The organism is Afifella sp. IM 167 (assembly GCF_020144925.1).
Taxonomy (GTDB): domain Bacteria; phylum Pseudomonadota; class Alphaproteobacteria; order Rhizobiales; family Afifellaceae; genus Afifella.
The window spans coordinates 102,392-127,184 of record NZ_NSLC01000003.1; the positions used below are offsets into that span (position 1 = coordinate 102,392).

General features: G+C 66.5%; 26 protein-coding genes. 19 read left to right on the forward strand and 7 right to left on the reverse strand.

Features of this window, described 5'->3' with window-relative positions; translation table 11 throughout:
• Together CLD20_RS05685 and CLD20_RS05690 are read right to left on the reverse strand one after the other, a co-directional pair.
• Positions 1-2,445, reverse strand: coding sequence for a PAS domain-containing protein (locus tag CLD20_RS05685; protein ID WP_224405635.1), 2,445 nt, complete (start codon positions 2,443-2,445; stop codon positions 1-3).
• A 167-nt stretch (positions 2,446-2,612) separates the two neighbouring features.
• Positions 2,613-3,569 carry a choline ABC transporter substrate-binding protein gene (locus CLD20_RS05690; protein WP_370636816.1) on the reverse strand — a complete coding sequence of 319 codons (957 nt, stop codon included), beginning with the start codon at positions 3,567-3,569 and terminating at the stop codon, positions 2,613-2,615.
• A 211-nt stretch (positions 3,570-3,780) separates the two neighbouring features.
• Here CLD20_RS05690 and betI point away from each other — a divergent pair, with 211 nt between their 5' ends.
• From betI to CLD20_RS05765, 15 genes are all read left to right on the forward strand, one after another.
• A complete protein-coding gene (betI, locus tag CLD20_RS05695) occupies positions 3,781-4,386 on the forward strand; it encodes a transcriptional regulator BetI (protein WP_224405636.1) in 606 nt (201 codons plus the stop codon).
• A 4-nt stretch (positions 4,387-4,390) separates the two neighbouring features.
• The gene (gene betA / locus CLD20_RS05700) at positions 4,391-6,046 is read left to right on the forward strand and encodes a choline dehydrogenase (protein ID WP_224405637.1); all 1,656 of its coding nucleotides are present in this window, start codon (positions 4,391-4,393) and stop codon (positions 6,044-6,046) included.
• A gap of 92 nt (positions 6,047-6,138) precedes the next feature.
• Positions 6,139-6,726: a sigma-70 family RNA polymerase sigma factor gene (locus tag CLD20_RS05705; RefSeq protein WP_224405638.1), complete on the forward strand. Its 588-nt coding sequence runs from the start codon at positions 6,139-6,141 to the stop codon at positions 6,724-6,726.
• Entirely contained in the window at positions 6,723-7,412 is a 690-nt protein-coding gene (locus CLD20_RS05710; protein ID WP_224405639.1) for a hypothetical protein, read from the forward strand. Before CLD20_RS05705 ends, CLD20_RS05710 begins: the two co-directional genes overlap by 4 nt.
• A 129-nt stretch (positions 7,413-7,541) precedes the next feature.
• Complete coding sequence (locus CLD20_RS05715; protein ID WP_224405640.1) at positions 7,542-9,119, forward strand: S8 family serine peptidase; 1,578 nt, start codon at positions 7,542-7,544, stop codon at positions 9,117-9,119.
• A gap of 142 nt (positions 9,120-9,261) precedes the next feature.
• Positions 9,262-11,259 (forward strand): AMP-binding protein, encoded by a 1,998-nt coding sequence (locus tag CLD20_RS05720; RefSeq protein ID WP_224405641.1) that lies wholly within the window; start codon positions 9,262-9,264, stop codon positions 11,257-11,259.
• Between the two features lie 42 nt (positions 11,260-11,301).
• On the forward strand, positions 11,302-12,135 hold the full coding sequence (locus CLD20_RS05725) for an ABC transporter ATP-binding protein (protein WP_224405642.1): 834 nt from the start codon (positions 11,302-11,304) through the stop codon (positions 12,133-12,135).
• Positions 12,135-13,112, forward strand: a complete 978-nt coding sequence (locus tag CLD20_RS05730; RefSeq protein ID WP_224405643.1) for a branched-chain amino acid ABC transporter permease — start codon at positions 12,135-12,137, stop codon at positions 13,110-13,112. The genes CLD20_RS05725 and CLD20_RS05730 overlap by 1 nt, the downstream gene beginning before the upstream one ends.
• Position 13,113: 1 nt before the next feature.
• Positions 13,114-13,551 (forward strand): hypothetical protein, encoded by a 438-nt coding sequence (locus CLD20_RS05735; RefSeq protein WP_224405644.1) that lies wholly within the window; start codon positions 13,114-13,116, stop codon positions 13,549-13,551.
• Entirely contained in the window at positions 13,548-13,964 is a 417-nt protein-coding gene (locus tag CLD20_RS05740; protein ID WP_224405645.1) for a VOC family protein, read from the forward strand. Before CLD20_RS05735 ends, CLD20_RS05740 begins: the two co-directional genes overlap by 4 nt.
• 23 nt (positions 13,965-13,987) lie before the next feature.
• Positions 13,988-15,067: a branched-chain amino acid ABC transporter permease gene (locus CLD20_RS05745; RefSeq protein WP_224405646.1), complete on the forward strand. Its 1,080-nt coding sequence runs from the start codon at positions 13,988-13,990 to the stop codon at positions 15,065-15,067.
• Between the two features lie 134 nt (positions 15,068-15,201).
• On the forward strand, positions 15,202-16,536 hold the full coding sequence (locus tag CLD20_RS05750) for an ABC transporter substrate-binding protein (protein ID WP_224405647.1): 1,335 nt from the start codon (positions 15,202-15,204) through the stop codon (positions 16,534-16,536).
• 67 nt (positions 16,537-16,603) lie between these two features.
• Positions 16,604-17,458: an ABC transporter ATP-binding protein gene (locus tag CLD20_RS05755; RefSeq protein WP_224405648.1), complete on the forward strand. Its 855-nt coding sequence runs from the start codon at positions 16,604-16,606 to the stop codon at positions 17,456-17,458.
• A 150-nt stretch (positions 17,459-17,608) separates the two neighbouring features.
• Positions 17,609-17,821 (forward strand): hypothetical protein, encoded by a 213-nt coding sequence (locus CLD20_RS05760; protein ID WP_224405649.1) that lies wholly within the window; start codon positions 17,609-17,611, stop codon positions 17,819-17,821.
• 111 nt (positions 17,822-17,932) lie between these two features.
• Positions 17,933-18,502: a fasciclin domain-containing protein gene (locus CLD20_RS05765; protein WP_224405650.1), complete on the forward strand. Its 570-nt coding sequence runs from the start codon at positions 17,933-17,935 to the stop codon at positions 18,500-18,502.
• Between the two features lie 359 nt (positions 18,503-18,861).
• Here the strand turns inward: CLD20_RS05765 and CLD20_RS05770 are convergent, their stop codons facing one another.
• Both CLD20_RS05770 and CLD20_RS05775 read right to left on the reverse strand, forming a co-directional pair.
• Entirely contained in the window at positions 18,862-19,635 is a 774-nt protein-coding gene (locus CLD20_RS05770; RefSeq protein WP_224405651.1) for an anti-sigma factor domain-containing protein, read from the reverse strand.
• Complete coding sequence (locus CLD20_RS05775; protein ID WP_224405652.1) at positions 19,635-20,207, reverse strand: sigma-70 family RNA polymerase sigma factor; 573 nt, start codon at positions 20,205-20,207, stop codon at positions 19,635-19,637. Before CLD20_RS05775 ends, CLD20_RS05770 begins: the two co-directional genes overlap by 1 nt.
• A gap of 188 nt (positions 20,208-20,395) precedes the next feature.
• Here CLD20_RS05775 and CLD20_RS05780 point away from each other — a divergent pair, with 188 nt between their 5' ends.
• Together CLD20_RS05780 and CLD20_RS05785 are read left to right on the forward strand one after the other, a co-directional pair.
• Positions 20,396-20,686 carry a YggT family protein gene (locus tag CLD20_RS05780; RefSeq protein ID WP_224405653.1) on the forward strand — a complete coding sequence of 97 codons (291 nt, stop codon included), beginning with the start codon at positions 20,396-20,398 and terminating at the stop codon, positions 20,684-20,686.
• A complete protein-coding gene (locus CLD20_RS05785) occupies positions 20,683-21,000 on the forward strand; it encodes a DUF167 family protein (protein WP_224405654.1) in 318 nt (105 codons plus the stop codon). The genes CLD20_RS05780 and CLD20_RS05785 overlap by 4 nt, the downstream gene beginning before the upstream one ends.
• Here CLD20_RS05785 and CLD20_RS05790 read toward each other — a convergent pair.
• The 3 genes from CLD20_RS05790 to CLD20_RS05800 all read right to left on the reverse strand — a co-directional run bounded on the left by CLD20_RS05790 (position 20,990) and on the right by CLD20_RS05800 (position 23,728).
• Positions 20,990-21,499 carry a GNAT family N-acetyltransferase gene (locus CLD20_RS05790; RefSeq protein ID WP_224405655.1) on the reverse strand — a complete coding sequence of 170 codons (510 nt, stop codon included), beginning with the start codon at positions 21,497-21,499 and terminating at the stop codon, positions 20,990-20,992. The two genes, CLD20_RS05785 and CLD20_RS05790, sit on opposite strands and share 11 nt — an antisense overlap.
• Positions 21,500-21,549: 50 nt before the next feature.
• Complete coding sequence (gene typA / locus CLD20_RS05795; protein WP_224405656.1) at positions 21,550-23,376, reverse strand: translational GTPase TypA; 1,827 nt, start codon at positions 23,374-23,376, stop codon at positions 21,550-21,552.
• Positions 23,377-23,440: 64 nt separating this feature from the next.
• Positions 23,441-23,728 (reverse strand): hypothetical protein, encoded by a 288-nt coding sequence (locus CLD20_RS05800; protein ID WP_224405985.1) that lies wholly within the window; start codon positions 23,726-23,728, stop codon positions 23,441-23,443.
• On the opposite strand from CLD20_RS05800, the gene CLD20_RS05805 reads away from it, so the two are divergent.
• The gene (locus CLD20_RS05805; protein WP_255599502.1) at positions 23,697-24,194 is read left to right on the forward strand and encodes a TadE/TadG family type IV pilus assembly protein; all 498 of its coding nucleotides are present in this window, start codon (positions 23,697-23,699) and stop codon (positions 24,192-24,194) included. The genes CLD20_RS05800 and CLD20_RS05805 overlap by 32 nt on opposite strands.
• 8 nt (positions 24,195-24,202) lie before the next feature.
• Complete coding sequence (locus tag CLD20_RS05810) at positions 24,203-24,793, forward strand: TadE/TadG family type IV pilus assembly protein (protein WP_224405657.1); 591 nt, start codon at positions 24,203-24,205, stop codon at positions 24,791-24,793.

Sequence of the window (24,793 nt, forward strand, 5' to 3'; positions counted from 1 at the left end):
CTACGCCGCCGCGGGCGGCATCATGATGCGCAAGAGCTCCACCAGCGCCCGCTGATCGATCGGCTTGGGCAGGAACGGCGCGTCCGCCAGATCCGCCTCCAAGAAGTCCGAGGGTCGGTGGGCACTGGCGATGAGATAGGGCACGCCCTTTTCCTTCAGGTCGCGCGCCACGGCATCAGCGATCTCGTCGCCGAGATTGAGATCGAGAAGCGCCACGCCGAAGGTCTCTTCCGCCACCATGCGGCGCGCTTCCGCCACCTCACCGGCGATGCCGACGACGGGCCAGCCGGCCGCTTCCACCGCCTCCTGCATGATGGACGACAGGAGCGGCGAATCCTCCACGATCAGGACGCCGCGGCCGCTGGCGGGAAGATAGGCCGCCGGGGCCTCTTCCAGTTCGGGGGCGCTGGCGGCCGGCCTGCGCTCGCCCGAGCGCGTCTTCGCGGCGGGCTTTTCCTGCGGCAGGGGCAGCGTGAAGCGGCATGACATGCCGTCGGAGGAAAACACCAGCTGCGGCTCGCCCTTCAGCTCCGTGCGCAGCATGGCCCGGATGACGAACATGCCGAATCCGTCGGGCCGGCGTTCGCCGGGCGCCGCACCGCTCTCGCTCCAGGCGAAGTCCAGCTGGCCGTCCGCGTTGCTCCACGTGATCTCGACGCGGCCGCCCTCCGATGCCAGCGCGCCGTGGCGGGCGGCGTTGCTCGCCAGCTCGTGCAGGATGAGGCCGATACTCTGCACCAGTCGCGGCTCCAGGAGAATTTCCGGACCGTCGATCTCGACCTTTCCCGCGGCGGAGGAGGAATAGGGCTCCACGATACGGTTGACGAGGGTGCGCAGGCCCGCGCCGACCCAGCCGGAGCGGCTCAGAAGTTCGTGCGACTGGGCGAGCGTATCGATGCGGCCGCGCAGGGTGCGGATATAGCTCTCCACCGTATGGGTCCCCGAACGGCTCTGGGCGGCGATGGCGCTGATGTTCGCGAGCATGTTCTTGACGCGGTGGTCGAGTTCGGCGAGCAGCGCCGTCTGGCGCCGCTGCACGTCGATCAGCTCGCTGATGTCGGACGCAAAGCCGAAGAGGCGGCGGGGTTCGCCGTCGCGATCAAAGGTGACATAGCCCCGGTCCCAGACGTCGATCCAGCGTCCGTCCTCATGCCGTGCCCTGAAGGTCGCCTCGAAGCTCTCCCTCTCTCCCGCCTTCAGCTCCCGGCGGATTTCCAGGATCGCGGGCCGGTCTTCCGGATGGATGCGGGCGGTCCACCATTCCAACAGGTCCGCCCCTTGCGGCCCGGGAGCGCCGATCAACCCGTCGAAGCCTTCGTTGGTGTGCACGATGTCCGTCGCCAGATCCTGTTCGTAGACGAGGCCCGTGACGGCACGGATCGACAGGCGGTAGCGCTCCTCCGCATCGGCGAGGGTCTGGCGCGCCATGCGGGCGGTAGTGATGTCGTAATTGACGCCGTAGGCCCGCGCCTTGCGTCCCCAGAAGACCCTTTCGGCCGCGGCGGCGATCCAGCGGACTTCGCCGTCCGGACGCAGGGTGCGGAACTCGGCGCGCAGGGGCGTGCCATGCTCGGCCATCGCCGCCGCCTCCGCGGCGATGCGCTCGCGGTCCTTTGGGTGAACGCGGCCGAGAAATTCGGATTGCGGGACCGGGCCCTCCCGCTCTTCCATGCCGTAGAGTTCGAACATGCGTGCATCGCCTTCGACGAGGTCCGTCTGCGGGTTCCAGACCCAGGTGCCGATCTCGGCACTGTCCAGAGAAAGCCGCAGGCGTTCCTCCTGCTCTTCCAGGCGCCGCTCGACGCGCCGCCGCTCGATGGCGACAGCGAGGATGTTGGCGACCGCCTGGACGAAGCCGACATCCTCCTCGCCGAAACGCTCGCTCTCGCAGGCATGGACGCCCAGAACGCCCCAGGGCCGTTCCGGCTCGCCGATGGGCACGCTGACGCCGCTTCGCACGCCGTGGTCGGCAAAGAGCTGCGAGGCGCGGAAACGGCTCTCCTCTTGAAGATCGCGAATGACGACCGGCTTGCGGCTCACGAGGGTGAAGCCGGCCTGCGAATTGTCGCCGCTCTCCACATAGGCCTTGCCGACGAGGCGCGCGTTCCAGCCCTCCCCGGCGACGAGGACGAGGCCGCGCCCGTCAGGCTGCAGCTCCAGAATCTTGCAATAGTCGCAGCCGAGCGCGTGCGAGGTGCGCCTTGCCGCGACGGCGAAGAGCTCGTCGAGGCGCATGCCGGCCAGCGCGGCGTTGCCAAGCTCGGCGACGGCGCGCTGCTGCTCCTCGCGGCGGGCGAGGATCTCGGCGGGGCCACGCGCATCGGCGACTTCGGTGGCCCGCTCGGCTTCGAGGGCGGCAAGCCGCTCCTTCAGAGTCTCGTTCTCACGGCGGAGTTCGGCGAGCGCCGCGCTCCCTAAGGGTCTGTTTTCGCTCGCTTCGCCCATTTTCACGCAACTGGTTCGGGGAAAAGGGGCCCGGAGAGATTCCGGCCCGTCCATCTCATCGCCGTCAACGGGCGAAAGGCGCACTGGTTGCGATAAGATCCTGCGCCGGACAAAGAAACGAAAGGCCCGCTCCCGGGTGGGGAGCGGGCCTTTCCTGTCCTGGCGTTCTACTTGGTCAGGCTCGCCTTCACAGCCTCAAGGCCTTCCTTGCCGTCGAGCGTCTTGACGCCGTCAAGCCATGCGTCGAGCGTGTCCGGATGGGCCTTCAGCCAGGCGGCTGCGGCATCCTTGGCTTCCTCGTTGTCGTTGAGGATCGCGCCCATGATCTCGTTCTCCATCGCCAGCGTGAAATGCAGGTTCTTCAGGAGCTGGCCGACATTCGGGCATTCCTCGACATAGCCCTTGCGCACATTGGTGAAGACGGTGGCGCCGCCGTAATTCGGGCCGAAGACGTCGTCGCCGCCGTCGAGATATTTGAGGTCGAAATTGGCGTTCATCGGATGCGGCTCCCAGCCGAGGAAGACGATCGGCTCGTTGCGATCGACGGAGCGGCGCACCTGCGCCAGCATGCCCTGCTCGGAGGATTCCACCAGCTCGAAGCCGGAAAGGCCGAAAGTGCCGTTCTCGATCATGTCGAGGATCAGGCGGTTGCCGTCATTGCCCGGCTCGATGCCGTAGATCTTGCCGTCGAGCTCGTCCTTGAACTTGGCGATGTCGGCGAAGCTGTGGAGGCCCTTCTCGTAGGTGTAGGCCGGCACGGCGAGCGTGTACTTGGCGCCTTCCAGGTTCGCCGGCTCCAGCGTCTGGACCGAGCCGTCCTCGCGATAGGGGGCAATGTCGCCCTCCATGGTCGGCATCCAGTTGCCGAGGAACACGTCGATATCCTTGTTCTTCAGCGAGGCGTAGGTGACCGGGACGGAAAGGACCTTCACCTCCGGCTCGTAGCCGAGGCCGTCGAGCACGACGGAGGCGAGCGCCGTCGTCGCGGTGATATCGGTCCAGCCGACATCGGAGAAGCGCACCTGCTTGCAGGCGGCGTCCTGCGCGAGCGCCGCGCCACCGAGGCCGAGCGCCATGAGGCCGGCGCCGAGCGTTGCTGCAAGTGATCGTCTGATGAGCGTCATCTTTGTCTCCCGTGTCGTTTTCAGATGTCGAGCCGCCATGTCCGGGCGGGCGCCCGGACGGCCCCGAAATCTGTCTCGGAGGTGGGTGCGGCGGCGTTCCGCGGCATCGAACCATCATTGCCGGACGATGGCAACGTTATGTTGATTGACTGTTCAATCAAAAACCCGCAGGTGGGCGGTGAGAGCGATACGCAACCAGCGGGAGGCAAGAATGCCCCGGATCGGCATGGAGCCCGTGCGCCGCAAGGCGCTCATCGACGCGGCGATCGACGCCATCCACCAGGACGGCATGGCGCATGTCACGATGGGCACGATCGCCCGGCGCGCCGGCGTTTCGGCGGGCCTCGCCCACCATTATTTCGGCGGCAAGGAGAAGCTGCTCCTGGCGACGATGCGCCATCTCCTCTCCGAGCTCGGAACGGAGATCGAGCAGCGGCTGAAGCAGGCGGAGACGCCGCGCGCGCGCATCAGTGCCATCATCGAGGGCAACTTCGCGCCGTGCCAGTTCCGGCCGGCCGTCGTCTCGGCCTGGCTCGCCTTCTACGCCGCGGCCGAGACCGAGCCGGAAGCGCGCCGGCTCCTGCGTGTCTATCGCCGGCGGCTGGAGAGCAACCTCGTCCACGCCCTGCAGGATCTGACGGAAAGCCGCGCCGAGGCGGGGGAGCTTGCCGAGACGATCGCCGCCCTCATCGACGGGCTGTGGATCCGCCATTCGCTGGCGGAGGGCGAGGCGGCCCCGGGCGGCGCCACCCGGCTGGTGGAGAACGTGGTCGAGGCGGCGCTTGCGCCGCGCCGGAGCGGGCGGGCGAAGGGCTGAGGCGATGGGCGAAGCGGATTTCGTCATCATCGGCGCCGGCTCTGCCGGCTGCGCGCTCGCCGCCCGGCTTTCCGAGGACGGCCGGAACGAAGTTCTCGTGGTGGAATTCGGCGGCAGCGACCTCTCCCCCTTCATCCAGATGCCGGCCGCCTTCTCGGTGCCGATGAATACCGCGCGCTACGACTGGGGCTACCGCACCGAGCCGGAGCCGCATCTCGGCGGAAGGCGGCTCGCTTGCCCGCGCGGCAAGGTGATCGGCGGCTCTTCCTCCATCAACGGCATGGTCTTCGTGCGTGGCCATGCGCGCGATTTCGACGCCTGGGAGGCGATGGGGGCGCAGGGCTGGTCCTACGGCGACGTGCTTCCCTATTTCCGGCGCATGGAGACGAGCCATGTCGGCGCCGAGCCCTGGCGCGGGCGCGAAGGGCCCCTCCATGTCACCCGCGGCTCGCTGCGCAATCCGCTCTACGCCGCCTTCATCGAGGCGGGCGAGCAGGCGGGCTATCCGCTGACGGCAGACTACAACGGCGCGGCCCAGGAAGGCTTCGGGCCGATGGAGATGACGGTCTGGCGGGGGCTGCGCTGGTCGGCGGCGAACGCCTATCTGAAGCCCGCCCTGAAACGGGCGAACCTTTCCCTGATGAACCGCACGCTGGTGGAGCGGATCGTCTTCGAGGGAAGGCGCGCCGTCGGTATCGAGGTCATGCGGGACGGACGGCGCGAGACGATCCGCGCCAGACGCGAGGTGATCCTTTCCGCCTCGGCGATCAATTCCCCGAAGCTCCTGATGCTGTCGGGCATCGGCCCTGCCGCGCATCTCGGCGAAGCCGGCATCGAGGTGATCGCCGACCGGCCGGGCGTCGGGGCGAACCTGCAGGACCACCTGGAAGTCTACGTGCAGCAGGAATGCACGCAGCCCGTCTCGCTCAACCCGCATCTATCGATCGTCGGCAAGGGACGGATCGGCCTCAGATGGCTCGTCAGCCGGGCCGGGCTCGGCGCGTCCAACCACTTCGAGGCCTGCTCCTTCATCCGCTCGGCGCCGGGCGTGGAATATCCGGACCTGCAGATGCACTTCCTGCCGGCCGCCGTGCGCTACGACGGCAAGGCGGCGGCGAAGGCGCATGGCTACCAGATCCATATCGGACCGATGCGCTCGCCCTCGCGCGGCGAGGTGCGGCTTGCCGGATCCGACCCGGCCGCGGCGCCCAAAATCCGCTTCAACTACATGAGCCATGAAAAGGACTGGGCCGATTTCCGCGCCGCCATCCGCCTGACGCGCGAGATCTTTCGCCAGCCCGCCTTTGCGCCCTTTGCGGGGCCCGAACTCGCGCCCGGCGCGGAGGTCGATAGCGACGAGGCGATCGACGCCTTCGTGCGCGAGGAGGTGGAGAGCGCCTACCATCCCTGCGGCACCTGCCGGATGGGCGCGGCCGATGACGCAAACGCCGTCGTCGATCCCGAATGCCGGGTGATCGGTGTGGAGGGGCTGCGCGTCGTGGATTCGTCGATCTTCCCGCAGATCACCAACGGCAATCTCAACGGACCCTCGATCATGGTCGGGGAAAAGGCCTCCGACCTCATTCTCGGGCGGGCGCCGCTGCCGCGCGAGAATCTCGATCCGGTGCTTTCGGCGAACTGGCAGGTTTCCCAGCGCTAAGCCGTTCTGCCGCTTTGCCCGCAATTCGGCTACACTTGCCGAAAAGCGGGAGGCGGCATGAACCTTTCTCTTCGGCCGGGATACCCACCGTCATGAGCCCGATCGCTTCGGCTTCCCTCTCGCAGGATGCGAGCGACGAGGACCTCGTGCGCGGCATCGCGCGGGGCGAGCGGGCTGCCATGCAGACGCTCTTTGCGCGCCATCAGGTGAAGGTGTTCCGTTTCATCTTCCGGATGGTCCGCGACGAGGCTCTCGCGGAGGATCTGACGAGTGACACGTTTCTCGACATCTGGCGCCAGGCAGGCCGCTTCGAATTCCGCTCGCAGGTCTCCACCTGGATCCTGGGCGTCGCCCGCTTCAAGGCGCTGTCTTCACGGCGCAAGCGGCGCGAGGCCGGCGCGGAAGACGACGAGATGGCGGCCGTTCCCGACACGGCCGACGATCCCGAGCTCACCGCCCAGAAGGCCAGCAAGGCCGACCAGCTTCGCGCCTGCATCGACGGGCTCACCGAGGTGCAGCGCGAGATCATCGACCTCGTCTACTACCAGGAGCGCTCCATCAAGGAGATCTCCGAGCTTCTCGGCATCCCCGAGAACACCGTCAAGACACGCATGTTCAACGCCCGCAAGCGGCTCTCCGAGCTGATGGCCGAGGCAGGTATCGATCGAGGATGGCCATGAGCACGAACAACCAGGCAATGGACCGGGAGGAAGCGGAAGCGCTGCTTCCCTGGTATGCCGCCGCGCTCCTCGACGAGAGCGAGGCGAGGAAGGTCGCGGAGCTTCTGGAGACCGATCCGGGCCTGGCGCGCCAGCTCGCCCTCATCGAGGAGGACCGGCTTGCGGCGATCTCCGCCAACGAAGTCCTGCCGATGCCCGCAGCGGGGGCGGGCGAACGCTTCATGGCGCGGCTCGATGCGGAAGAGCGGCTCGCCCATCAGCGCGGCGGGGCCGGCGCCGCAACGCCCGGGCTCATGGCGCGCTTCGGCGGCTTCTTCCAGTCGCTCTCGCCGCGCCAGGTCGCCTTTGCCGCCATCCTGCTCGTCGGCGTCGTCATCGGCCAGGCGGCCGTCATCACCGGCCAGATGGCCGGCCAGGACGGGACCGGCGGCTTCCGCACGGCCTCCAGCGAAGGACCGGCCGCGGCGGCGGGTCCGGTCTTCCTCGTCGCCTTCCAGCCGGAGGCCTCCGTGGCGGAGATGGCGGGCTTCCTTGCGGCGCACGATGCGCGGATCGTCGGCGGGCCGCTGGCGGGCGGGCTCTTCCGCATCGAGGTGGCGGCGGCCGAGGGTGAAAGCGAGGAAGAGCTTCTGGCGCAGCTTCGCGAGGATGAAAGCCTGGTGCGCACGGTCCTGCCGGCGAACTAGCCGGCGTGCGGGGGGCGAGCCTCCCGCCATGTGCCCTGGCGCACATTCAGAACCTACCTGATCTGACAGGCTCTCAGGCGGCGCGGGAAGCGTTCCGCGCCGCCAGCGTCGCCTGCAAGGGAGGAAACGATGCGCCTCAAGCCCCTCCTCGGACTTTTCGCCGGCCTCATCGCCGCGAGCCCCGCGCTCGCGCCGTCTGATTCCCTCGCCCAGCAACGCGGGGGCTACGACCAGGTCCGCCCGCCTCAGGGCGGTGGAGGAGGAGGCCATTTCGGCGGCGGATTTGGGGGCGGCTTCGGCTTCACCTTCGTGCCGCCGCCGATGATCTACGCCCCCCCGCCGCCGCCCGTCTATTACGAGCCGGCGCCCGAGATGCGGCCCTACCGGCCGCAGCGTGCGAGGCCGGCGCGCCGGGTCAGCTCCAATCCGAAGCCGGCCGTGCGCCAGGTCCGGACGACGCCGCGCGCCACCCCCCGCGCCACCTCTCGCCCCGGGCCACGCCAGGCCGCGCGCGCGCCGGTGCGGGGACCGACCCGTATCTCCGGCATGCCGCCGGCGGGCGAGAGCCGCTTCGTCGCCGACGAGGTGGTGGTCCGCTACAGGCCCGGCACCGCCGAGACAAGCATTCGCGACATCGCCGGCTGGGTGCGGCTTGAAGAACTCGCCCGCCGCGATTTCGCCCTCGTCGATACCAGCGTCTATCGCTACCGCGTCGGCGGCGGCCGCTCCGTGCGCGAGGCGATCGCCGCGTTGGAGGTCGATCCGCGCGTCGCCTTCGTGCAGCCGAACTATCTCTATGCCTTGCAGGACATGGAACTGGCCGGCCTGCCGCGCACGCGACCCGCCCACGATCAGTCGGCGATGCAGTATGCGCTCGACAAGCTGCGTCTGAGGACCGCGCATGAGAGCGTTCGCGGCTCGCAGGTGCGGGTCGCAATCATCGATTCGGCGATCGAGACGGAGCATCCGGAGCTCGACGGAGCCGTCACTGAGAGCCTCGATGCGCTGGAAGAGGAAGGGCGCGGCGCGGCAGATGCCCACGGCACCGGCATTGCCGGCATCATCGCCGCCCGCGGCTCGCTGGAAGGGGCCGCGCCGGAGAGCGAGATCGTCGCCGTCACCGCCTTCCGCAAGGACGCCGGCGGCAACACGGTGGGCTCGACCTTCGATATCGCCAAGGGCTTCGACTTCGCCAGGGAGAAGGATGCCCGGATCGTCAATATGAGCTTTGCCGGCCCCGCCGATCCGCTGCTTTCCGATGTCGTGGAGGCGGCGCTCGACAAGGGCATGATCCTCGTCGCGGCCGCCGGCAATGCGGGAGAAAAATCCCCGCCGCTCTACCCGGCCGCCTATGAGGGCGTCATCGCGGTGACGGCGACGGGCGCCGACGACAGCGCCTTCGGACTGGCCAATGCCGGCGACTATGTGACGCTGGCCGCGCCGGGTGTCGACATCCTCGCCCCGGCGCCGGGCGGCAGCTACCAGGTCTCCTCCGGCACCTCCATGTCGGCCGCCTATGTGAGCGGTCTGCTTGCGCTGATGCTGGAGCGCAGGCCGGATCTGTCCGCGAGCGAGGCCGTGACGATCCTCGAAGAAGCGAGCCTCGATCTCGGCGCGCCCGGACGCGATCCGCGCTTCGGCGCCGGTCTGCCGGAAGCCGACAAGGCGCTTGCGGCCATGCCCCAGCTCGTGGCGACCGGCCGCTAGCTTCTCCTGCCCGGCTGGCCGCGCGCGCCCTGATGCGGGCGCGCGCGGCGCTTGATTTGCGCACAACCGCAGCTACAGTGCCCACAATCAAAAGGAACGAGCGCAGACAAAAAGCGCCGTCCGAGGGTGAGGAAACGGCTTGATGGCGGATGGTGTTGCCGCGGCGGATGCCGGGCACGACACTTTTCCCAAGCTATTGCTGCGTAACGCGGAAATCCGCGGCGAGCGCCCGGCGATGCGCGAGAAGGATCTCGGCATCTGGCAGACCTGGAGCTGGAAGGATGTCCTTGCGGAGATCCGCGCCTTCTCCGTCGGCCTTGCGCAGATTGGCCTGAAGCGCGGCGACAAGGTCGCCATCGTCGGGCAGAACCGGCCGCGCCTTTACTGGTCGATGTGCGCCGCGCAGGCGATCGGCGCCGTGCCGGTGCCGCTCTATGCCGATTCCGTCGCCGAGGAGATGGCCTTCGTGCTCGCCCATGCGGAGGTGGTGGCGGCGATCGTGGAAGACCAGGAGCAGGTCGACAAGCTTCTGTCCGTCGCCGCCGAGGTGCCGCTGCTGAAGACCATCGTCTACGACGATCCGCGCGGCCTCAGGGATTACGATCCGGAGCATCTGTTCTCCTTCGAGCGCGTGCAGGAGAAAGGTAGGGAGCACCTTGCCGCCTCGCCGGGCGCGAAGGGCGAATGGGAGGCCGGGATCGGCAGGGGCAAGGGCTCCGACCTTGCCATCCTCCTCTACACCTCGGGCACGACGGGCCGGCCGAAGGGGGTGATGCTCTCCTTCGACAATCTCGTCATCTCGGCGGAGAACGGCAACCGCTTCGACCATCTGGGCGAGAGCGAGGAGGTCGTCGCCTACCTGCCGATGGCCTGGGTGGGCGACCACATCTTCTCCTATGCCCAGTCCTATTGCGCCGGCTATTGCGTCGCCTGTCCGGAAAGTCCGGAGACGGTGATCCAGGACCGGCGCGAGCTCGGCCCGACCTACTTTTTCGCCCCGCCGCGCGTCTTCGAGAATCTCCTCACCATGATCATGGTGCGGATGGAGGATGCCGGGCGGCTGCAGTACCGGATGTTCCACGCCTTCATGGCGCTGGCGCGCCGCGTCGGCGAGAAAATCCTCAATGGCGAGAAGGTGCCCGCCAGGGACCGGCTCCTCTACCGGCTCGGCGAAATCCTCGTCTACGGGCCGGTGAAGAACCGGCTCGGCTTCTCCCGGCTGAAGGTCGGCTACACGGCCGGCGAGGCGATCGGGCCGGAGATCTTCCGGTTCTACCGTGCGCTCGGGGTCAACCTGAAGCAGCTCTACGGGCAGACGGAAGCCTCCGTCTACATCACCATGCAGCCGGACGGCGAGATCCATGCCGATACGGTCGGCACGCCGGCGCCGCAGGTGGAGATCAAGATCGCGGAAAGCGGCGAGGTGCTCTACCGCTCTCCCGGCGTCTTCCTCGGCTATTACAAGCAGGAGGAGGCGACGGCTGCTACCAAGACCGCGGACGGCTGGGTGCATACGGGCGATGCCGGCTTCTTCGATGCGGCGGGGCACCTGAAGATCATCGACCGGGCCAAGGATGTCGGCAAGCTCACCGACGGCTCGCTGTTCCCGCCGAAATACGTCGAGAACAAGCTGAAATTCTATCCCAACATCAAGGAAGCGGTCGCCTTCGGCGCCGACCGCGACATGGTCTGCTGCTTCGTCAACATCGACCTCACCGCCGTCGGCAGCTGGGCGGAGCGCAACAACATCTCCTATGCGAGCTATCAGGAACTCTCCCAGCACCCAGAGGTGATCGGGCAGGTGAGGGAGCATGTCGACCAGGTGAACCGGGATCTTGCCGCCGAGCCGATGATGGCGGGCGCGCAGATCCACCGCTTCCTCGTCCTGCACAAGGAGCTCGACGCCGATGACGGCGAGCTGACGCGCACCCAGAAGGTGCGCCGCTCCTTCATCGCCGAGCGCTACGGCGAACTGATCGAGGCGCTCTACGACGGCTCCGAAATGGTGCATGCGCGCACCGAGGTCACCTTCGAGGACGGGCGCAAGGGCATGATCGCGGCGGATGTGAAGATCATCGAGATGACGGTCCACGAGCCGATGCGCGCCGACAGGCCTGCGCTGGCGGAGGCAGCCGAATGAAACGAGCGGACGGGGGCGTTCCGGCGGGAGGGGGAGAGCGCGATGCGCGTTGATGCGGAAGGCGGAGGGCCGGGCGCGGCGCCGAAGAAGGGGGAGGAGCGCATCACCGGCGAGGTGCTCCTGTCGATCGACGACATCTCGCTCTCCTTCGGCGGCGTGAAGGCGATCTCGCATGTCTCCTTCGACATCCGCAAAGGCGAGATCCGCGCCATCATCGGCCCGAACGGCGCCGGCAAGACGTCGATGCTCAACGTCATCAACGGCTTCTATCACCCGCAGGAAGGCACCATCACCTTCAAGGGCGAGACGCGCGCCAAGATGCGCCCTTACGTGGCGGCGAGCCAGGGCATCGCCCGCACCTTCCAGAACGTCGCCCTCTTCAAGGGCATGTCGACGCTCGACAACATCATGTCGGGCCGCTCCCTGAAGATGCACCGGAATTTCTTCTGGCAGATGCTCTGGTTCGGGCCGGCGCAACGCGAGGAGATCGCGCATCGCCGCCGGGTGGAGGAGATCATCGACTTCCTGGAGATCGAGCACATCCGCAAGACGCCGGTCGGCAAATTGCCCTACGGGCTGCAGAAGCGGGTGGAGCTCGGCCGGGCGCTCGCCATGGAGCCGGACCTCCTCCTCCTCGACGAGCCGATGGCCGGCATGAACCTGGAAGAGAAGGAGGATATGAGCCGCTTCATCATCGACGTTTCCGACCAGTTCGGCACGACCATCGCGCTGATCGAGCACGATATGGGCGTCGTCATGGACCTTTCCGACCGCGTCGTCGTCCTCGACTACGGTTCCAAGATCGCCGACGGCACGCCCGACGAAGTGCGCGGCAACCAGAAGGTCATCGACGCCTATCTGGGGGTCGCGCATTGATGAACGCGCTCTACGCCGTCCTTGTCGATCCCTTCATGCAGATGGCGGCGCAGCCCGACTTCCTGCTGCAGGTGCTGTGGGAGGGGCTCGTCGGCGGCATCCTCTATGCGCTCATCGCCCTCGGCTTCGTCCTCATCTTCAAGGCCTCCGGCGTCTTCAATTTCGCGCAGGGGATCATGGTGGTCTTCGCGGCGCTGTCGCTGGTGGGCCTTTACGAGGCGGGGGTGCCGGCCTGGCTGGCGCTCATTCTCGCCATCGCCATCATGGGCGTCCTGGCGCTGGCCGTCGAAGGCCTCGTCATGCGCCATCTCGTCAACCAGCCGGAGATCATCCTGCTGATGTCGACGATCGGGCTCACCTATTTCCTGATCGGCTTCGGCGAGTTCATCTTCGGCGGCGAGCCGAAGGTGATGATCACGGAGGAACTCGGCCTGCCGACCGGCTCCACCGTGCTGGAGCCCGCCGGTCTCGGGCGCGACGGTGGGCCGGGCCTCGTCATCCTGCAGCACATCGACATCGCCGCTGCGATCATCGCCATCGTCATGGTGACGGTGCTCGGCATCTTCTTCAACAAGACCCGCATCGGCCGGGCGCTGAGGGCCGTCGCCGACGATCATCAGGCGGCGCTCTCCGTCGGCATCTCGCTCAACCAGATCTGGGCGATCGTCTGGTTCGCGGCCGGCATCGTGGCGCTCGCCACCGGCATCATGTGGGGCGCGCGCTCGGACGTCTCCTTCGCGCTGGAGATCGTGGCGCTGAAGGCGCTGCCTGTCCTCATCCTCGGTGGCTTCACCTCCATCCCCGGCGCCATCGTCGGCGGCCTCATCATCGGCATCGGCGAGAAGCTCGGAGAGATCTACTGGGGCCCGCTCGTCGGTGGCGGCATCGAGAGCTGGCTTGCCTACGTTATCGCCTTGATCTTCCTTCTGTTCAGGCCGCAAGGTCTGTTCGGTGAGCGGATTATCGAGCGGATCTGACATGCAGGCTGACGAAAAGATCAAGAAACAGGTCGCGGCGCTCTTGCCGGAAAGGCGACGGCGCGCGGATCTCAGCGGACGCTGGCAGGTGGTCCACCGGGTCACCCATTCGGCGCTCGGCCGCTATGTCGGACTGGAGATGCAGTTCGACATCCGGCTGCGCCAGGAGGGCGCGCGGCTCTCTGGCGAGGGCGTCAAGTATCGCGTGGGCGAGGAGCTGATCGCGCGCGAGGAGGCATCGGTGCTTGAGATCGAGGGCCGGCTGGAGGGCGAGCATGTGCGCCTCAACATCGTCGAGCGCTCGCCGGCCAATCCGGAGCGCTGCATGAGGGGGGCGATCGATTGGGAGATCGTCCGCCCGGAGCTTCTGGCCGGCACGTTCCAGGTCGAGGCCGCCGACAGCTCCGGCGGCTCCAGAGCCGTGCGGACTTCGCTATGAGCGCCCCGGTTCACAAGAGTCGGCTCGGCGCCGTCGTCATCGACTGCCGGACGGAGGACCTCGCCGAGGCGGCGCGCTTCTGGTCGGCCGCCTTCGGCTACGAGCCGCAGGGCGAAGAGGCCGATCCGAGATATGTCGGCCTTTCCGTGCCCGGCGACGAGCCGCGCATCATTCTGCAGGCCGTCGAGCACGAAAGCCGCGTCCATCTCGACATCGAGACCGACGACAAGGAGGCGGAGGTGGAGCGCCTGGAGCAGCTCGGGGCGAAGAGGGTTGCGGCGGTGAAGGGCTGGGTGGTGATGGAAGCGCCGACCGGCCATCGCTTCTGCGTGGTCGGCCCGCAGCGCAAGGATTTCGCCGGCGCGGCGACCACCTGGTTTCCGCCGGAAGCCAATATCGAGCAGGACGCCTAGGCAATGACCGCAAAGGACGCCTGATGCTGTATCGCGAGGCCGGCCAGTTCAAGACGTCCTATGCCGCCGACCAGGCGGTCTTCCCTTTGCGGGAGGACCGGATCGGCCTTGCCGCGACACTCTTCGCCGCCTTCGTCCTCGTGCCCGTCTTCGCCGACGACTTCTTCCTCTCCTCGATCATGATCCCGTTCCTGATCTTCGCCTGCGCGGCGATCGGGCTGAACATCCTGACGGGCTATGCCGGCCAGCTTTCGCTCGGGACGGGCGCCTTCATGGGGGTGGGCGCCTATGCGGCCTACAAGCTGACGAGCATCTTTCCGGAGACGAACATCGTCCTCCTGGTGCTCGTTTCCGGCTTCTTTTCGGCGGCGATCGGCATCGTCTTCGGCCTGCCGTCCCTCAGGATCAAAGGGCTCTACCTCGCGGTGACGACGCTCGCCGCGCAGTTCTTCCTGGAATGGTGCTTCATCCGCATTCCCTGGCTCTACAACTACAATTCCTCCGGGGCGATCGAGGTGCCGCAGCGCGAGGCCTTCGGTATCATCGCCTCTGGGCCGGCCGCCTCGGCGCTGACGCGCTACTTCATCGTGCTCGCCATCACGCTTGCCGTGACGGTGCTGATGAAGAACGTCATCCGCGGCCATATCGGCCGTTCCTGGATGATGATCCGCGACATGGACATCGCCGCCGAGCTGATCGGCATCCGCCCGCTCTATGCCAAGCTTTCGGCCTTCGCCGTCTCGTCCTATATCTGCGGCCTCGCGGGAGCGATGATGGTGTTCTTCTGGCTGGGGGCGGCCGAGCCCTCGGCCTTCTCCATATCCCTCTCCTTCCAGATTCTCTTCATGGCGATCCTCGGCGGGCTCGGCTCGCTGATGGGCTCCTATTTCGGCGCCGCCTTCATCTGGATCCTGCCCGTCGTCATCCGCTTCGCGTTTCCCGCCCTCGGCATCGACATCGGGGCGGAGACGGTGCAGCACCTCACCTTCATGATCATCGGCGCGCTGATCATCTTCTTCCTCATCGCGGAGCCGCACGGCCTCGCCCGGCTGTGGGCGATCGGCAAGGAGAAGCTGCGCGTGTGGCCATTCCCCTACGGGTAGTATCGCGCAGGAGGATGCAATCGCCGTTTGACGGCGCAAGGCCAGAAGCTACCATCGGGCTGCGGACCGGGCCCGGCACATGGGAACAAGGTCCAAGAAAACGACGGGCAAAGACCCGAATTGGGAGGAAACCAATGATGCTCAGGAAGCTCGCCTTCGGCGCGGCTTGCGTCGCCCTTTCCGGCCTTGCGGCCGGTGCGGTTACGCAGGCCAATGCCCAGGACAGCATCTACGTCCAGCTGCCGACCTACCGGACCGGCCCCTATGCCGGGTCAGGCATTCCCATCGCCAACGGCATGGCCGACTACCTCACCATGCTCAACGAGCGCGATGGCGGCATCGGCGGCGTGAAGATCACCTTCGACGAATGCGAGACCGGCTACGACACCCAGAAGGGCGTCGAGTGCTACGAGGCGGCGAAGGCCAACAACACTGTCGTGTTCAATCCCTGGTCGACCGGCATCACGCTGCAGGTCATTCCGAAGGCAGCCGTCGACAAGATCCCGATCCTGTCCATGGCCTACGGGCTTTCCGCGGCGGCGGAGGGCGATGTCTTTCCGTGGGTCTTCAACCCGCCCGATACCTATTGGGACGGCCTTTCGGCCATCATCAAGGATATCGGCGAGCGCGAGGGCGGCCTCGACAACCTGAAGGGCAAGAAGATCGGCTACCTCTTCCTCGATGCCGGCTACGGGCGCGAGCCGATCCCGCTCCTGGAACAGCTTGCCGAGAAATACGGCTTCGCCGTCACCCAGTACCCGGTGGCGGGCAAGGAAATGCAGAACCAGTCCTCGCAGTGGCTCAATGTGCGCCGCGACAACCCGGACTACATGATCATGTGGGGCTGGGGGGCGATGAACCCGACGGCGGTCAAGGAAGCCACCAAGATCCGCTATCCGATGGACAAGTTCTACGGCGTGTGGTGGGCCGGCGGCGACGACGATGCGCGCGCCGGCGGCGCCCAGGCCAAGGGCTACCGCACCCTCAACTTCCACGGCACGGGCGCGGATTATCCGGCCCTGCAGGACATCAAGAAGCTCGTCGTGGATGCCGGCAAGAGCCAGGTGGAGGCCGATAAGTTCGGCGACAATCTCTATAATCGCGGCGTCTACAACTCCATCCTGATGGCGGAAGCCATCCGGACCGCCCAGGAGATGACCGGCAAGACGGCGATCACCGCCGAAGACATGCGCGTCGGTCTGGAGAACCTCAATATCGACGAGGCGCGGATCAAGGAGATCGGCCTTGAAGGCTTCATGAAGCCGGTGAAGGTCACCTGCGAGAACCATTCCGGCCACCATCAGGTCTACGTCCAGGAATGGGATGGCGAGAAATGGGTCGCGGCGAGCGACTGGTTCGCGCCGATGACGGATGTGGTGGAGCCGCTGCTGAAGCAGGCCGCCGAGGATTACGTCAAGAGCAACGCCCCCTGGCCGGAGCGCCAGGCGGAATGCGCCACGCGCAGCTGAGAAACCTGGGCGGCGGCCGGACCGATCCGGCCGCCGCTCTCCAGCCAGCGAGCCGGAGGGCGTTCTGATGGCGGCAAGCGAGAGCCGGGCCCGTGGCGACACGCTCGCCGAAAAGGCCGCGGACCCGATCCTCAAGGTCACCAATGTCGAGGTGATCTACGACCACGTCATCCTGGTGCTGAAGGGCGTCTCGCTCACGGTGCCGCAGCGGGGCGTCGTCGCGCTTCTGGGGGCCAACGGGGCGGGCAAGACGACGACGCTGAAGGCGATCTCGAATCTTCTGAGGGCCGAGCGGGGCGAAGTCACCAAGGGCACGATCGAATTTTGCGGTGAGCGGGTGGAGAAGCTGACGCCGAACGCGCTGGTCAATCGCGGCTGCATCCAGGTGATGGAAGGCCGGCATTGTTTCGGGCATCTGACGGTGGAGGAGAACCTTCTGACCGGCGCCTATACCCGCAAGGACGGCTGGGGCGCGGTCAAGCGCGACATGGAGCTCGTCTATTCCTATTTCCCGCGCCTCAAGGAGCGGCGCTCCAGCCAGGCCGGGTATACGTCCGGCGGGGAGCAGCAGATGACGGCGATCGGCCGGGCCATGATGGCGAGGCCGAAGATGATCCTCCTAGACGAGCCCTCCATGGGGCTCGCGCCGCAGCTCGTGGAAGAGATCTTCGAGATCGTGAAGGAGCTCAACGCCAGGGAGGGCGTCGCCTTCCTGCTTGCCGAGCAGAACACCAACGTGGCGCTGCGCTATGCCACCTACGGCTACATTCTGGAATCCGGCCGCATCGTCCTCGACGGTGAAGCCAGGGCCCTGCGCGAGAACGAGGACGTGAAGGAATTCTACCTCGGCATCGGCGGAGAGGGGCGCAGGAGTTTCCGGGAAGTGAAGCACTACAAGCGCCGCAAGCGCTGGCTCGCCTGAATTTTCTTCTCCAGCGACCTTCCGGCCGCGCTCTCCCCGCACCCTGTCTGCCGTAGCGTTAACCTTTGGCTAAGCATGGCGGGGAATTCCCCCCGACAAATTGAAACGTATTTGATTCAATTTCCGTTGTCGTCCTGAAGGAGCAAGGTCATGGGCGACGATGCAAGACTTGTGATGCTGATGCGCGAGGTCTACGAGCCGGGCAATCCGGCCCGCCGGACGGCTGCAAGCGCCCTCATCCGGGCGCTCCGCCAGAGGCGCAATCTTGCCGCCGAGAGCGAGCGCATCGCCCGCGAGGTCGGACTGACGGCCGGCGAGGCCGGCGTGCGGGAAGTCCGTCGTCTCTGCGATCTGGTCGCCTGAGCATTTTTTCCAGCCGCGAGCTGAAACCATTCTGAACTCCCTCCCGTAGAGGCGGACATGGCCGGCCTTTCAGGAGAGTTGGGTCGGGTCCAACCCAGGGAGTTTCAGTTCATGTCGAATTTCAAGAATCCGGTTCGCTTCGGCCTTGCAGGCGTTGCCCTCGTCGCGCTTCTCACCGCGCCGGCGCTGGCCCAGTCGCCCGTCACGGTCGGTGGAGCGCCGATGTATGCCGACAAGACGATCACCGAGAACGCGCCGAACGCCGACAACCTGACGACGCTCGTCGCCGCGGTGAAGGCGGCCGGCCTCGCCGGCACGCTCGACGGTGAAGGGCCTTTCACGGTCTTCGCGCCGACCAACGCCGCCTTCGAGAAGCTGCCGGCCGGCACGGTCGAGACGCTCCTGAAGCCGGAGAACGAGGCACAGCTCAAGCACATCCTCACCTATCACGTGGTCCCGGCCAAGGCGACGTCCGAGGCCGCCATGCAGATGGTCAAGGATGATGGCGGCGCCCACAACGTGACGACCGTCTCCGGCGACACGCTGACCCTCAAGATGGACGGCGGCAAGCTCATCGTCATCGACGAAAGCGGCAACGGCGCCGTCGTCGAGCAGGCCGACGTGATGCAGTCGAACGGTGTCGTGCACGTCATCGACACGGTGCTGATGCCGAAGATGTAACTCCGGCACATTGAGGTTCGACCGGGCGGATCATCTGCCCGGTTGAATGAGAGGCGGTCCCAGGCCCCCCGGATCGCCTCTCTTTTTTGCCCGGCGACCTGCGTGTCGCCGCCGCTTCCCACATTCCCCAAAACCTTCAGCCTGTCTCCGGCGCCCGCATGCCTGCCGCATTGTGGCGCGCATACTGGCACGTTCAGCGCGACGACGGGGTTGTCGCTGAGGCCGGCCCGCATCTTCGGCAGGTTGTCGTCTGGGATGCGAAAATTTTTGCAATGGTGCGGTTGGGCAATCGCCGCCTGGCGGGCGCGCCGATGGGCGAACGGACGTCGCCCAGTTGATCCGCTTCGATTTGAACGCCGCTATTTCGGCTCGGCGATCAGCTTGCCCTGGTAGATGACCGGCCCGGTGGCGCTGCCGGTCGGCGAGCCGCCTGGCGGCTCGACGCTGACGGCAATGGCGGCTTCGCCGATGCGGGCGAACTCGCTGGCGCTGACCTTCAGCGTCTTGGCGTCCTCACGCTCCTCCAGAATGCCAATGGAGCGCGGGCTGCCGCCTTCTCCGCCGACATACCAAAGTTCCAGACTGTGATCGGCGGGAACGTGCGCGGCGAGCGAGCGGACCGTCACCGTGCCGGCATCGGTGTCCACCGTGACGATCATGGCGGGCTGTCGGCCTTCGGTATCGACCACCGCGACGTAGCGGTCGGTCGTCCCGGCGGCCTCTTCCCGGCCCGTGGGCATAAAGAAGTCGGGCCGGACGATGACCGCAAGGGCAAGAGCGGCCGCAAGCGCGGTCGTCGCCATGGTCGCGCCGCGCCAGACGGCGAGGCTGCGGCGCAGGGATATGATCTCGGCGCTCGGGCGTTCGCGGTCTTCGGTGCGGAACCTCGCCGCTGGCGCGGCAGGCACGGCTGCTTCGGATCCAATTCTGTCGGAGATACGTTCCCACAGATCGGCGGGCGGCGCTTCGGAGGGGAGGGCGGCGGCAAGCGGCGCGAGGCGTGCCTCGATGGCCGCAACCTCCGCGGCCAGATCCGGCTCGCGGGCGATCCGCTCGGCAAGGCGCGCGCGCTCGTCCCCCGGCAATGTGCCGAGGACGTATTCAGCCGCCGCCATGCGCGTCGCGTCGTCCATCAGTCGCCTTCCAGGCATTGGAACAGTGTCTTGAGGCTGCGATGCAGCCAGGTCTTGATCGTCCCGACGGGGCGAGCATAGCGCTCCGCCAGCTCCTCGCGCGAGAATCCATAACAATAGGCGAGGACGACCGTGTCGCGTGCCTGCTCCTCCAGCCCGTTGAGGCAATGCCTCAATGCACGCGCCTCGACCGGATCGCCGGCCGTGATGCCGCCGTCCAGATACTGGAGGATGTCCTCACCCGTCTCCGTCTCCGTCACGCTGGCCTTCCCGAGGCGATCCTCCTTGGAGCGCAGCCTGTCGATGGCGGCGTTACGGGCAATCGCGATCATCCAGGAAAGCGGCGCGCCGGCCTTGCGGTCATAGCTTGCCGCCCGCTCCCAGATCTTCAGGAAGGTCTCCTGCAGGGTATCCTCTGCAAGGGTTCTATCCTTCAGGATACGGAGCTGGACGCCAAAGAGTTTCCCCGAGACGGCCTGATAAAGCGCCTCGAAGGCCGCGCGTTCGCGCGCGCCCGCTCTTTCGAGGAGGACGGCGAGGCTGTCTCTGTCGTCGGCGGGCGTTTCGGACACGGGCGGTTGGAGCACTCTTTCAACTTGTCGTCGGGAATCTGGCCTGTTTCGACCCCTTCGACAAGGGCGTGCGTTCCGGCACGCACAGGTTGTTGCGTCCATCGGCGCCGCGGCGGCGTCGTGCCTTGCAGGCCGGCGGCGCGACAGCTACATGGGCTTGATTGAACACCAGCCCGCCCGGGATTTACATGCGCGCCATTCTCGACGTCATTCTCTTGATCCTCAATCTCTACACTTGGGTGATCATCGCCAGCGCCATCTTCTCGTGGCTCTATGCGTTCAACGTCGTCAATCCGCGCAACCAGGTCGTGGAGGTGATCGGGCGTGCCCTCTACCAGCTGACGGAGCCGGTGCTGCGACCGATCCGGCGCTTCGTGCCGGCCTTCGGCGGGCTCGACCTTTCGCCGATCATCGTGATCCTGATCATCTTCCTGCTGCAGCGGATCATCATCTACTACCTCTATCCTGCGGTCTTTTGAGCGCTGCCAGGCCCTGGCGCCCCTCGCCCGAGGGGCTCACCCTCACCGTGCGGCTGACGCCGAAGGCCGCCAGGGATGCGGTGGAAGGCATCGAGGAGCTTGCCGACGGCACGGCGGTTCTCAAAGCGCGCGTGCGCGCCGTGCCGGAAAAGGGCGCCGCCAACAAGGCGCTTCAAGCCCTTCTCGCCAAGAGCCTCGGCCTGCCGAAGAGCGCCGTCGCCGTCACGGCCGGCGCAACGAGCCGGGTGAAGACGCTCAGCCTTGCCGGCGAGGCGGAAGAGATCGAAAAGCGGCTGGAAACCTTCAGAGCCTGAAGGAGAAGACCGCGACGGGCATGCGCCGGTCGCCGAACATCGTCTGCGCCATGGAGCGGATACGGCCGCCGCGATGCTCGTAGAATTCGAGCGCGCGCTGGTTCTCCGTCAGCGCCCGCACGATCAGGCGGGTGAAGCCGCGCTCCTTCAGCGTCCGGCAGGTATCATCGAAGAGAAGGCAGCCGCCGCCGATGCCCTGGTATTCCGGCAGGAGATACAGCTCGTAAATCTCGGCTGTGCGAGCGTGGGAGCGCTGGCGCGCGAGCCCGAAGGTGGAATAGCCGGCGATGACGCCGCCGACTTCCAGGACGAGGACGTTGCGCCGTTTGCCGATCACCTCGACCCAGTGGGCCGGGCCGTGGCGGGCAATCATCTGGCGGAGCGCGACGGCCGGCAGGATACCCGCATAGGCTTCGCCCCAAGAGCGCTCATGCACATCCGCGATCGCGGTTGCGTCTGAATGCTGCGCGTACCGGACATCGATGACGAGAGCGCTCATGGGCGAAGCGTAAGACGGTTCGCCCCTTTCGGGCAATCGCTCAGAGCATATCAGGCTGCATCTTTTTTCGCCCGCTCGGCGCGCTTGCGCTCATGCGGGTCGAGGATCGCTTTCCGGAGGCGGATCGAGCGTGGCGTCACCTCCACCAGCTCATCGTCGGAGATGTAGGAAAGCGCCTGCTCCAGGGAGAGCCGCATCGGCGGCGTCAGCAGGACGGCATCGTCCTTGCCGGCCGAGCGGATGTTGGTGAGCTGCTTGCCCTTCAGGACGTTGACCTCAAGGTCGTTGCCGCGCGAATGCTCGCCGACGATCATGCCCGGATAGACGTCTTCACCCGGCCCGATCATCATCGAGCCACGCTCCTGCAGATTGAACAGCGCGTAGGCGACCGAAGCGCCGCTGCCGTTGGACAGGAGAACGCCCCGCTGGCGGGTGGGGATTTCGCCGCGCCAGGGCATGAAGGCGTGGAAGACGCGGTTCATGATCGCCGTGCCGCGCGTGTCGGAGAGAAGCTCGGGCTGATAGCCGATGAGCCCGCGGGTCGGCACATGGAAGACGAGGCGAGTGCGCCCGCCACCGGAGGGGCGCATCTCGATCATCTCGCCGCGGCGGGTGGAGAGCTTCTCGATGACGACGCCGGAATGCTCGTCGTCGACGTCCACCGTCGCTTCCTCGATCGGCTCAAGTGTCTGGCCGTCCTCGTCCCGGCGCGTGACGACACGCGGCTTGCCGATGGTCAGCTCGAAGCCTTCGCGCCGCATCGTCTCGATCAGGATGGCGAGCTGCAGCTCGCCGCGCCCGGCCACCTCGAAGGCGTCCTTGTCGGCCGCTTCGTCGATCTTGAGAGCGACATTGCCCTCCGCCTCGCGCATCAGGCGCTCGCGGATGACGCGGCTCTGCACCTTGTCGCCCTCGCGCCCGGCGAGCGGGCCGTCGTTGATGCGGAAGGACATGGCCAGTGTCGGCGGATCGATCGGCTGGGAGAAGATCGGCTCGGTGACGGAGGGGTCGGCGAGGGTATCGGAGACGGTCGCCTCGCTCATGCCGGCAAGCGCCACGATGTCGCCCGCCTCGCCGAGGTCGATCGGCTGGCGCTCCAGGCCCCGAAAGGCGAGAACCTTGGAGATGCGGAAGGTCTCCACGGTATCGCCGTTGCGCGACAGGGCGCGCACCGTCGTGCCGGCCTTGACGGAGCCGGAGCGGATGCGCCCGGTCAGGATGCGGCCAAGGAAGGGATCTGCCTCCAGCGTCGTCGCCAGCATGCGGAAGGGGCCTTCGTCGATCTGCGGCGCCGGCACATGCGTCAGCACCAGATCAAGCAGCGCGGAGATGCCTTTGTGATGGCCTTCCGGCGTGTCGGCCATCCAGCCCTGCTTCGCCGAGCCGTAGAGGACGGGGAAGTCGAGCTGCTCGTCGGAGGCGCCGAGGGCGGCGAAGAGATCGAAAACCTCGTTCAGCACCTCGTCGGGGCGCGCATCGGGCTTGTCGACCTTGTTGATGACGACGACGGGCTTGAGGCCGACCGCGAGAGCCTTGGTCAGCACGAACTTCGTCTGCGGCATCGGTCCTTCCGAGGCGTCGACGAGAAGAAGGGCGCCATCCACCATGTTGAGGATGCGCTCCACCTCGCCGCCGAAATCGGCATGGCCCGGCGTGTCGACGATGTTGATGCGCTGGTCCTGCCAGAGGAGCGAAGTCACCTTGGCAAGGATGGTGATGCCGCGCTCGCGCTCCAGGGCATTGGAATCCATGGCGCGCTCGGCCACGCGCAGGCCTTCCCGGAAGGCGCCGGTGGCCTTCAGGAGGACGTCGATGAGGGTCGTCTTGCCGTGATCGACATGCGCGATGATGGCGATATTGCGTAGTGTCTTGGTCATGGGGGTCGCTTGTTGCGCCCGCCCCTTACTCTATTCGGGCGGACGAAAATAGGGGCATTCGTGCTCAGGGGCGCTTCAAAGCGGCAACTTGAACAGAATCGGTTCGACTTTCGGCGATCGCCTTTACCGACCATTCAGCCTTCCGGAAGCTTTCGCCTCCAAAGGCTCCGATTTTAAGCAATTCCCGCTTTTTCGGGGTCAGGATCACCGCCAGATAAGAAGCCAAGATGGCGTCGAACAGGCAGATGGCAAGCAGGATCAGGAAACGAGCGAAGCGCCTCGGTCGCGACGAGGGCGGTTCGACCGCGCTCGAATTCGCGATGATCGCGCCGATTCTCTTCCTCCTGATCATGGGCGTCATCGAGATCGGCATGTTGCTGACGGCCCGCGGCATTCTGGAGCACGCCACCTATGTGGCGACCCGGCTCGGGCGCACCGGCTTCGTGGAGAGCAAGTCCACCCGCGACGCCACGATCCGCAAGGAACTGCGCGACAGGGCAGCGCTCTTCCTCGATCCCTCGAAGGTCCATATCTCCAGCGTCGCCTATACCGGCTTCGACAAGATCGGCGATCCGGAGCCCTTCACCGACGCCAACGGCAACGGCGCGCGCGACAACGGCGAGAACTTCACCGACGTCAACGGCAACGGCAAGTGGGACGCCGACCAGGGTGCGAACGGCTACGGCGGCGCCAAGGAGATCGTCGTCTACGACGTCACCTATCCCTGGACCTTCTTCACGCCGATCGTCGGCCGCTTCTTCCCGCAGGGAGGGCTGACGCTGGAGGCCCATGCCATCGTGAAGAACGAACCCTACTGATCCGCGCCATGAACGTTTCCCTCGCCCGCCTGCATCGTCTCGCCCGCCGCCTCCTGCGGCGGGAGGAAGGCCTTGCGGCCGTCGAATTCGCGCTCGTGGCGCCGTTCCTGCTGTCGCTGCTCTTCGGTACCTTCCAGCTCAGCCAGTACCTCGTCGCCAACCAGCGGGTCGAGAAGATGGCCTTCACCATCACCGATGCGATCTCGCGCGATCAGATGATCACCGCGGGCATGGCTTCGGAGCTCTTCCAGGCGACCGGCCAGCTGATGGAGCCGCTGAGCTTCGGCACGAACGGGGTCGTCGTCCTCAGTGCGATCCAGCGCGGCGACACGGATTATCCAAGTTACGGAAAGATCACCTGGCAGTGCGAAGGCGGCGGTTCGCTGGCGAAAACAAGCAAGTTCGGCAAGGTCGGTGACTACGTGCCGAAACTGCCCGGCGGCCTCGATCTGGAGAAGAAGGATGCGGTGATCATCGCCGAGGTCTTCTACCGCTATGTGCCCACAGTCAGCCTCCTCTCCTTCGGCGAGCGCGACATCTACAAGTACGCCCTGTTCCGTCCGCGCCTCGGCCAGCTGACCTCCGCCGCGGGGTGTTGA

What these genes read in the sequence shown, in the direction of transcription:
- CLD20_RS05685 (WP_224405635.1), bottom strand. Translation starts at nt 2,445, where the DNA reads ATGGGCGAAGCGAGCGAAAACAGACCCTTAGGGAGCGCGGCGCTCGCC.
- CLD20_RS05690 (WP_370636816.1), bottom strand. Translation starts at nt 3,569, where the DNA reads ATGACGCTCATCAGACGATCACTTGCAGCAACGCTCGGCGCCGGCCTC.
- betI (WP_224405636.1), top strand. Translation starts at nt 3,781, where the DNA reads ATGCCCCGGATCGGCATGGAGCCCGTGCGCCGCAAGGCGCTCATCGAC.
- betA (WP_224405637.1), top strand. Translation starts at nt 4,391, where the DNA reads ATGGGCGAAGCGGATTTCGTCATCATCGGCGCCGGCTCTGCCGGCTGC.
- CLD20_RS05705 (WP_224405638.1), top strand. Translation starts at nt 6,139, where the DNA reads ATGAGCCCGATCGCTTCGGCTTCCCTCTCGCAGGATGCGAGCGACGAG.
- CLD20_RS05710 (WP_224405639.1), top strand. Translation starts at nt 6,723, where the DNA reads ATGAGCACGAACAACCAGGCAATGGACCGGGAGGAAGCGGAAGCGCTG.
- CLD20_RS05715 (WP_224405640.1), top strand. Translation starts at nt 7,542, where the DNA reads ATGCGCCTCAAGCCCCTCCTCGGACTTTTCGCCGGCCTCATCGCCGCG.
- CLD20_RS05720 (WP_224405641.1), top strand. Translation starts at nt 9,262, where the DNA reads ATGGCGGATGGTGTTGCCGCGGCGGATGCCGGGCACGACACTTTTCCC.
- CLD20_RS05725 (WP_224405642.1), top strand. Translation starts at nt 11,302, where the DNA reads ATGCGCGTTGATGCGGAAGGCGGAGGGCCGGGCGCGGCGCCGAAGAAG.
- CLD20_RS05730 (WP_224405643.1), top strand. Translation starts at nt 12,135, where the DNA reads ATGAACGCGCTCTACGCCGTCCTTGTCGATCCCTTCATGCAGATGGCG.
- CLD20_RS05735 (WP_224405644.1), top strand. Translation starts at nt 13,114, where the DNA reads ATGCAGGCTGACGAAAAGATCAAGAAACAGGTCGCGGCGCTCTTGCCG.
- CLD20_RS05740 (WP_224405645.1), top strand. Translation starts at nt 13,548, where the DNA reads ATGAGCGCCCCGGTTCACAAGAGTCGGCTCGGCGCCGTCGTCATCGAC.
- CLD20_RS05745 (WP_224405646.1), top strand. Translation starts at nt 13,988, where the DNA reads ATGCTGTATCGCGAGGCCGGCCAGTTCAAGACGTCCTATGCCGCCGAC.
- CLD20_RS05750 (WP_224405647.1), top strand. Translation starts at nt 15,202, where the DNA reads ATGATGCTCAGGAAGCTCGCCTTCGGCGCGGCTTGCGTCGCCCTTTCC.
- CLD20_RS05755 (WP_224405648.1), top strand. Translation starts at nt 16,604, where the DNA reads ATGGCGGCAAGCGAGAGCCGGGCCCGTGGCGACACGCTCGCCGAAAAG.
- CLD20_RS05760 (WP_224405649.1), top strand. Translation starts at nt 17,609, where the DNA reads ATGGGCGACGATGCAAGACTTGTGATGCTGATGCGCGAGGTCTACGAG.
- CLD20_RS05765 (WP_224405650.1), top strand. Translation starts at nt 17,933, where the DNA reads ATGTCGAATTTCAAGAATCCGGTTCGCTTCGGCCTTGCAGGCGTTGCC.
- CLD20_RS05770 (WP_224405651.1), bottom strand. Translation starts at nt 19,635, where the DNA reads ATGGACGACGCGACGCGCATGGCGGCGGCTGAATACGTCCTCGGCACA.
- CLD20_RS05780 (WP_224405653.1), top strand. Translation starts at nt 20,396, where the DNA reads ATGCGCGCCATTCTCGACGTCATTCTCTTGATCCTCAATCTCTACACT.
- CLD20_RS05790 (WP_224405655.1), bottom strand. Translation starts at nt 21,499, where the DNA reads ATGAGCGCTCTCGTCATCGATGTCCGGTACGCGCAGCATTCAGACGCA.
- typA (WP_224405656.1), bottom strand. Translation starts at nt 23,376, where the DNA reads ATGACCAAGACACTACGCAATATCGCCATCATCGCGCATGTCGATCAC.
- CLD20_RS05805 (WP_255599502.1), top strand. Translation starts at nt 23,697, where the DNA reads ATGATCGCGCCGATTCTCTTCCTCCTGATCATGGGCGTCATCGAGATC.
- CLD20_RS05800 (WP_224405985.1), bottom strand. Translation starts at nt 23,728, where the DNA reads ATGATCAGGAGGAAGAGAATCGGCGCGATCATCGCGAATTCGAGCGCG.
- CLD20_RS05810 (WP_224405657.1), top strand. Translation starts at nt 24,203, where the DNA reads ATGAACGTTTCCCTCGCCCGCCTGCATCGTCTCGCCCGCCGCCTCCTG.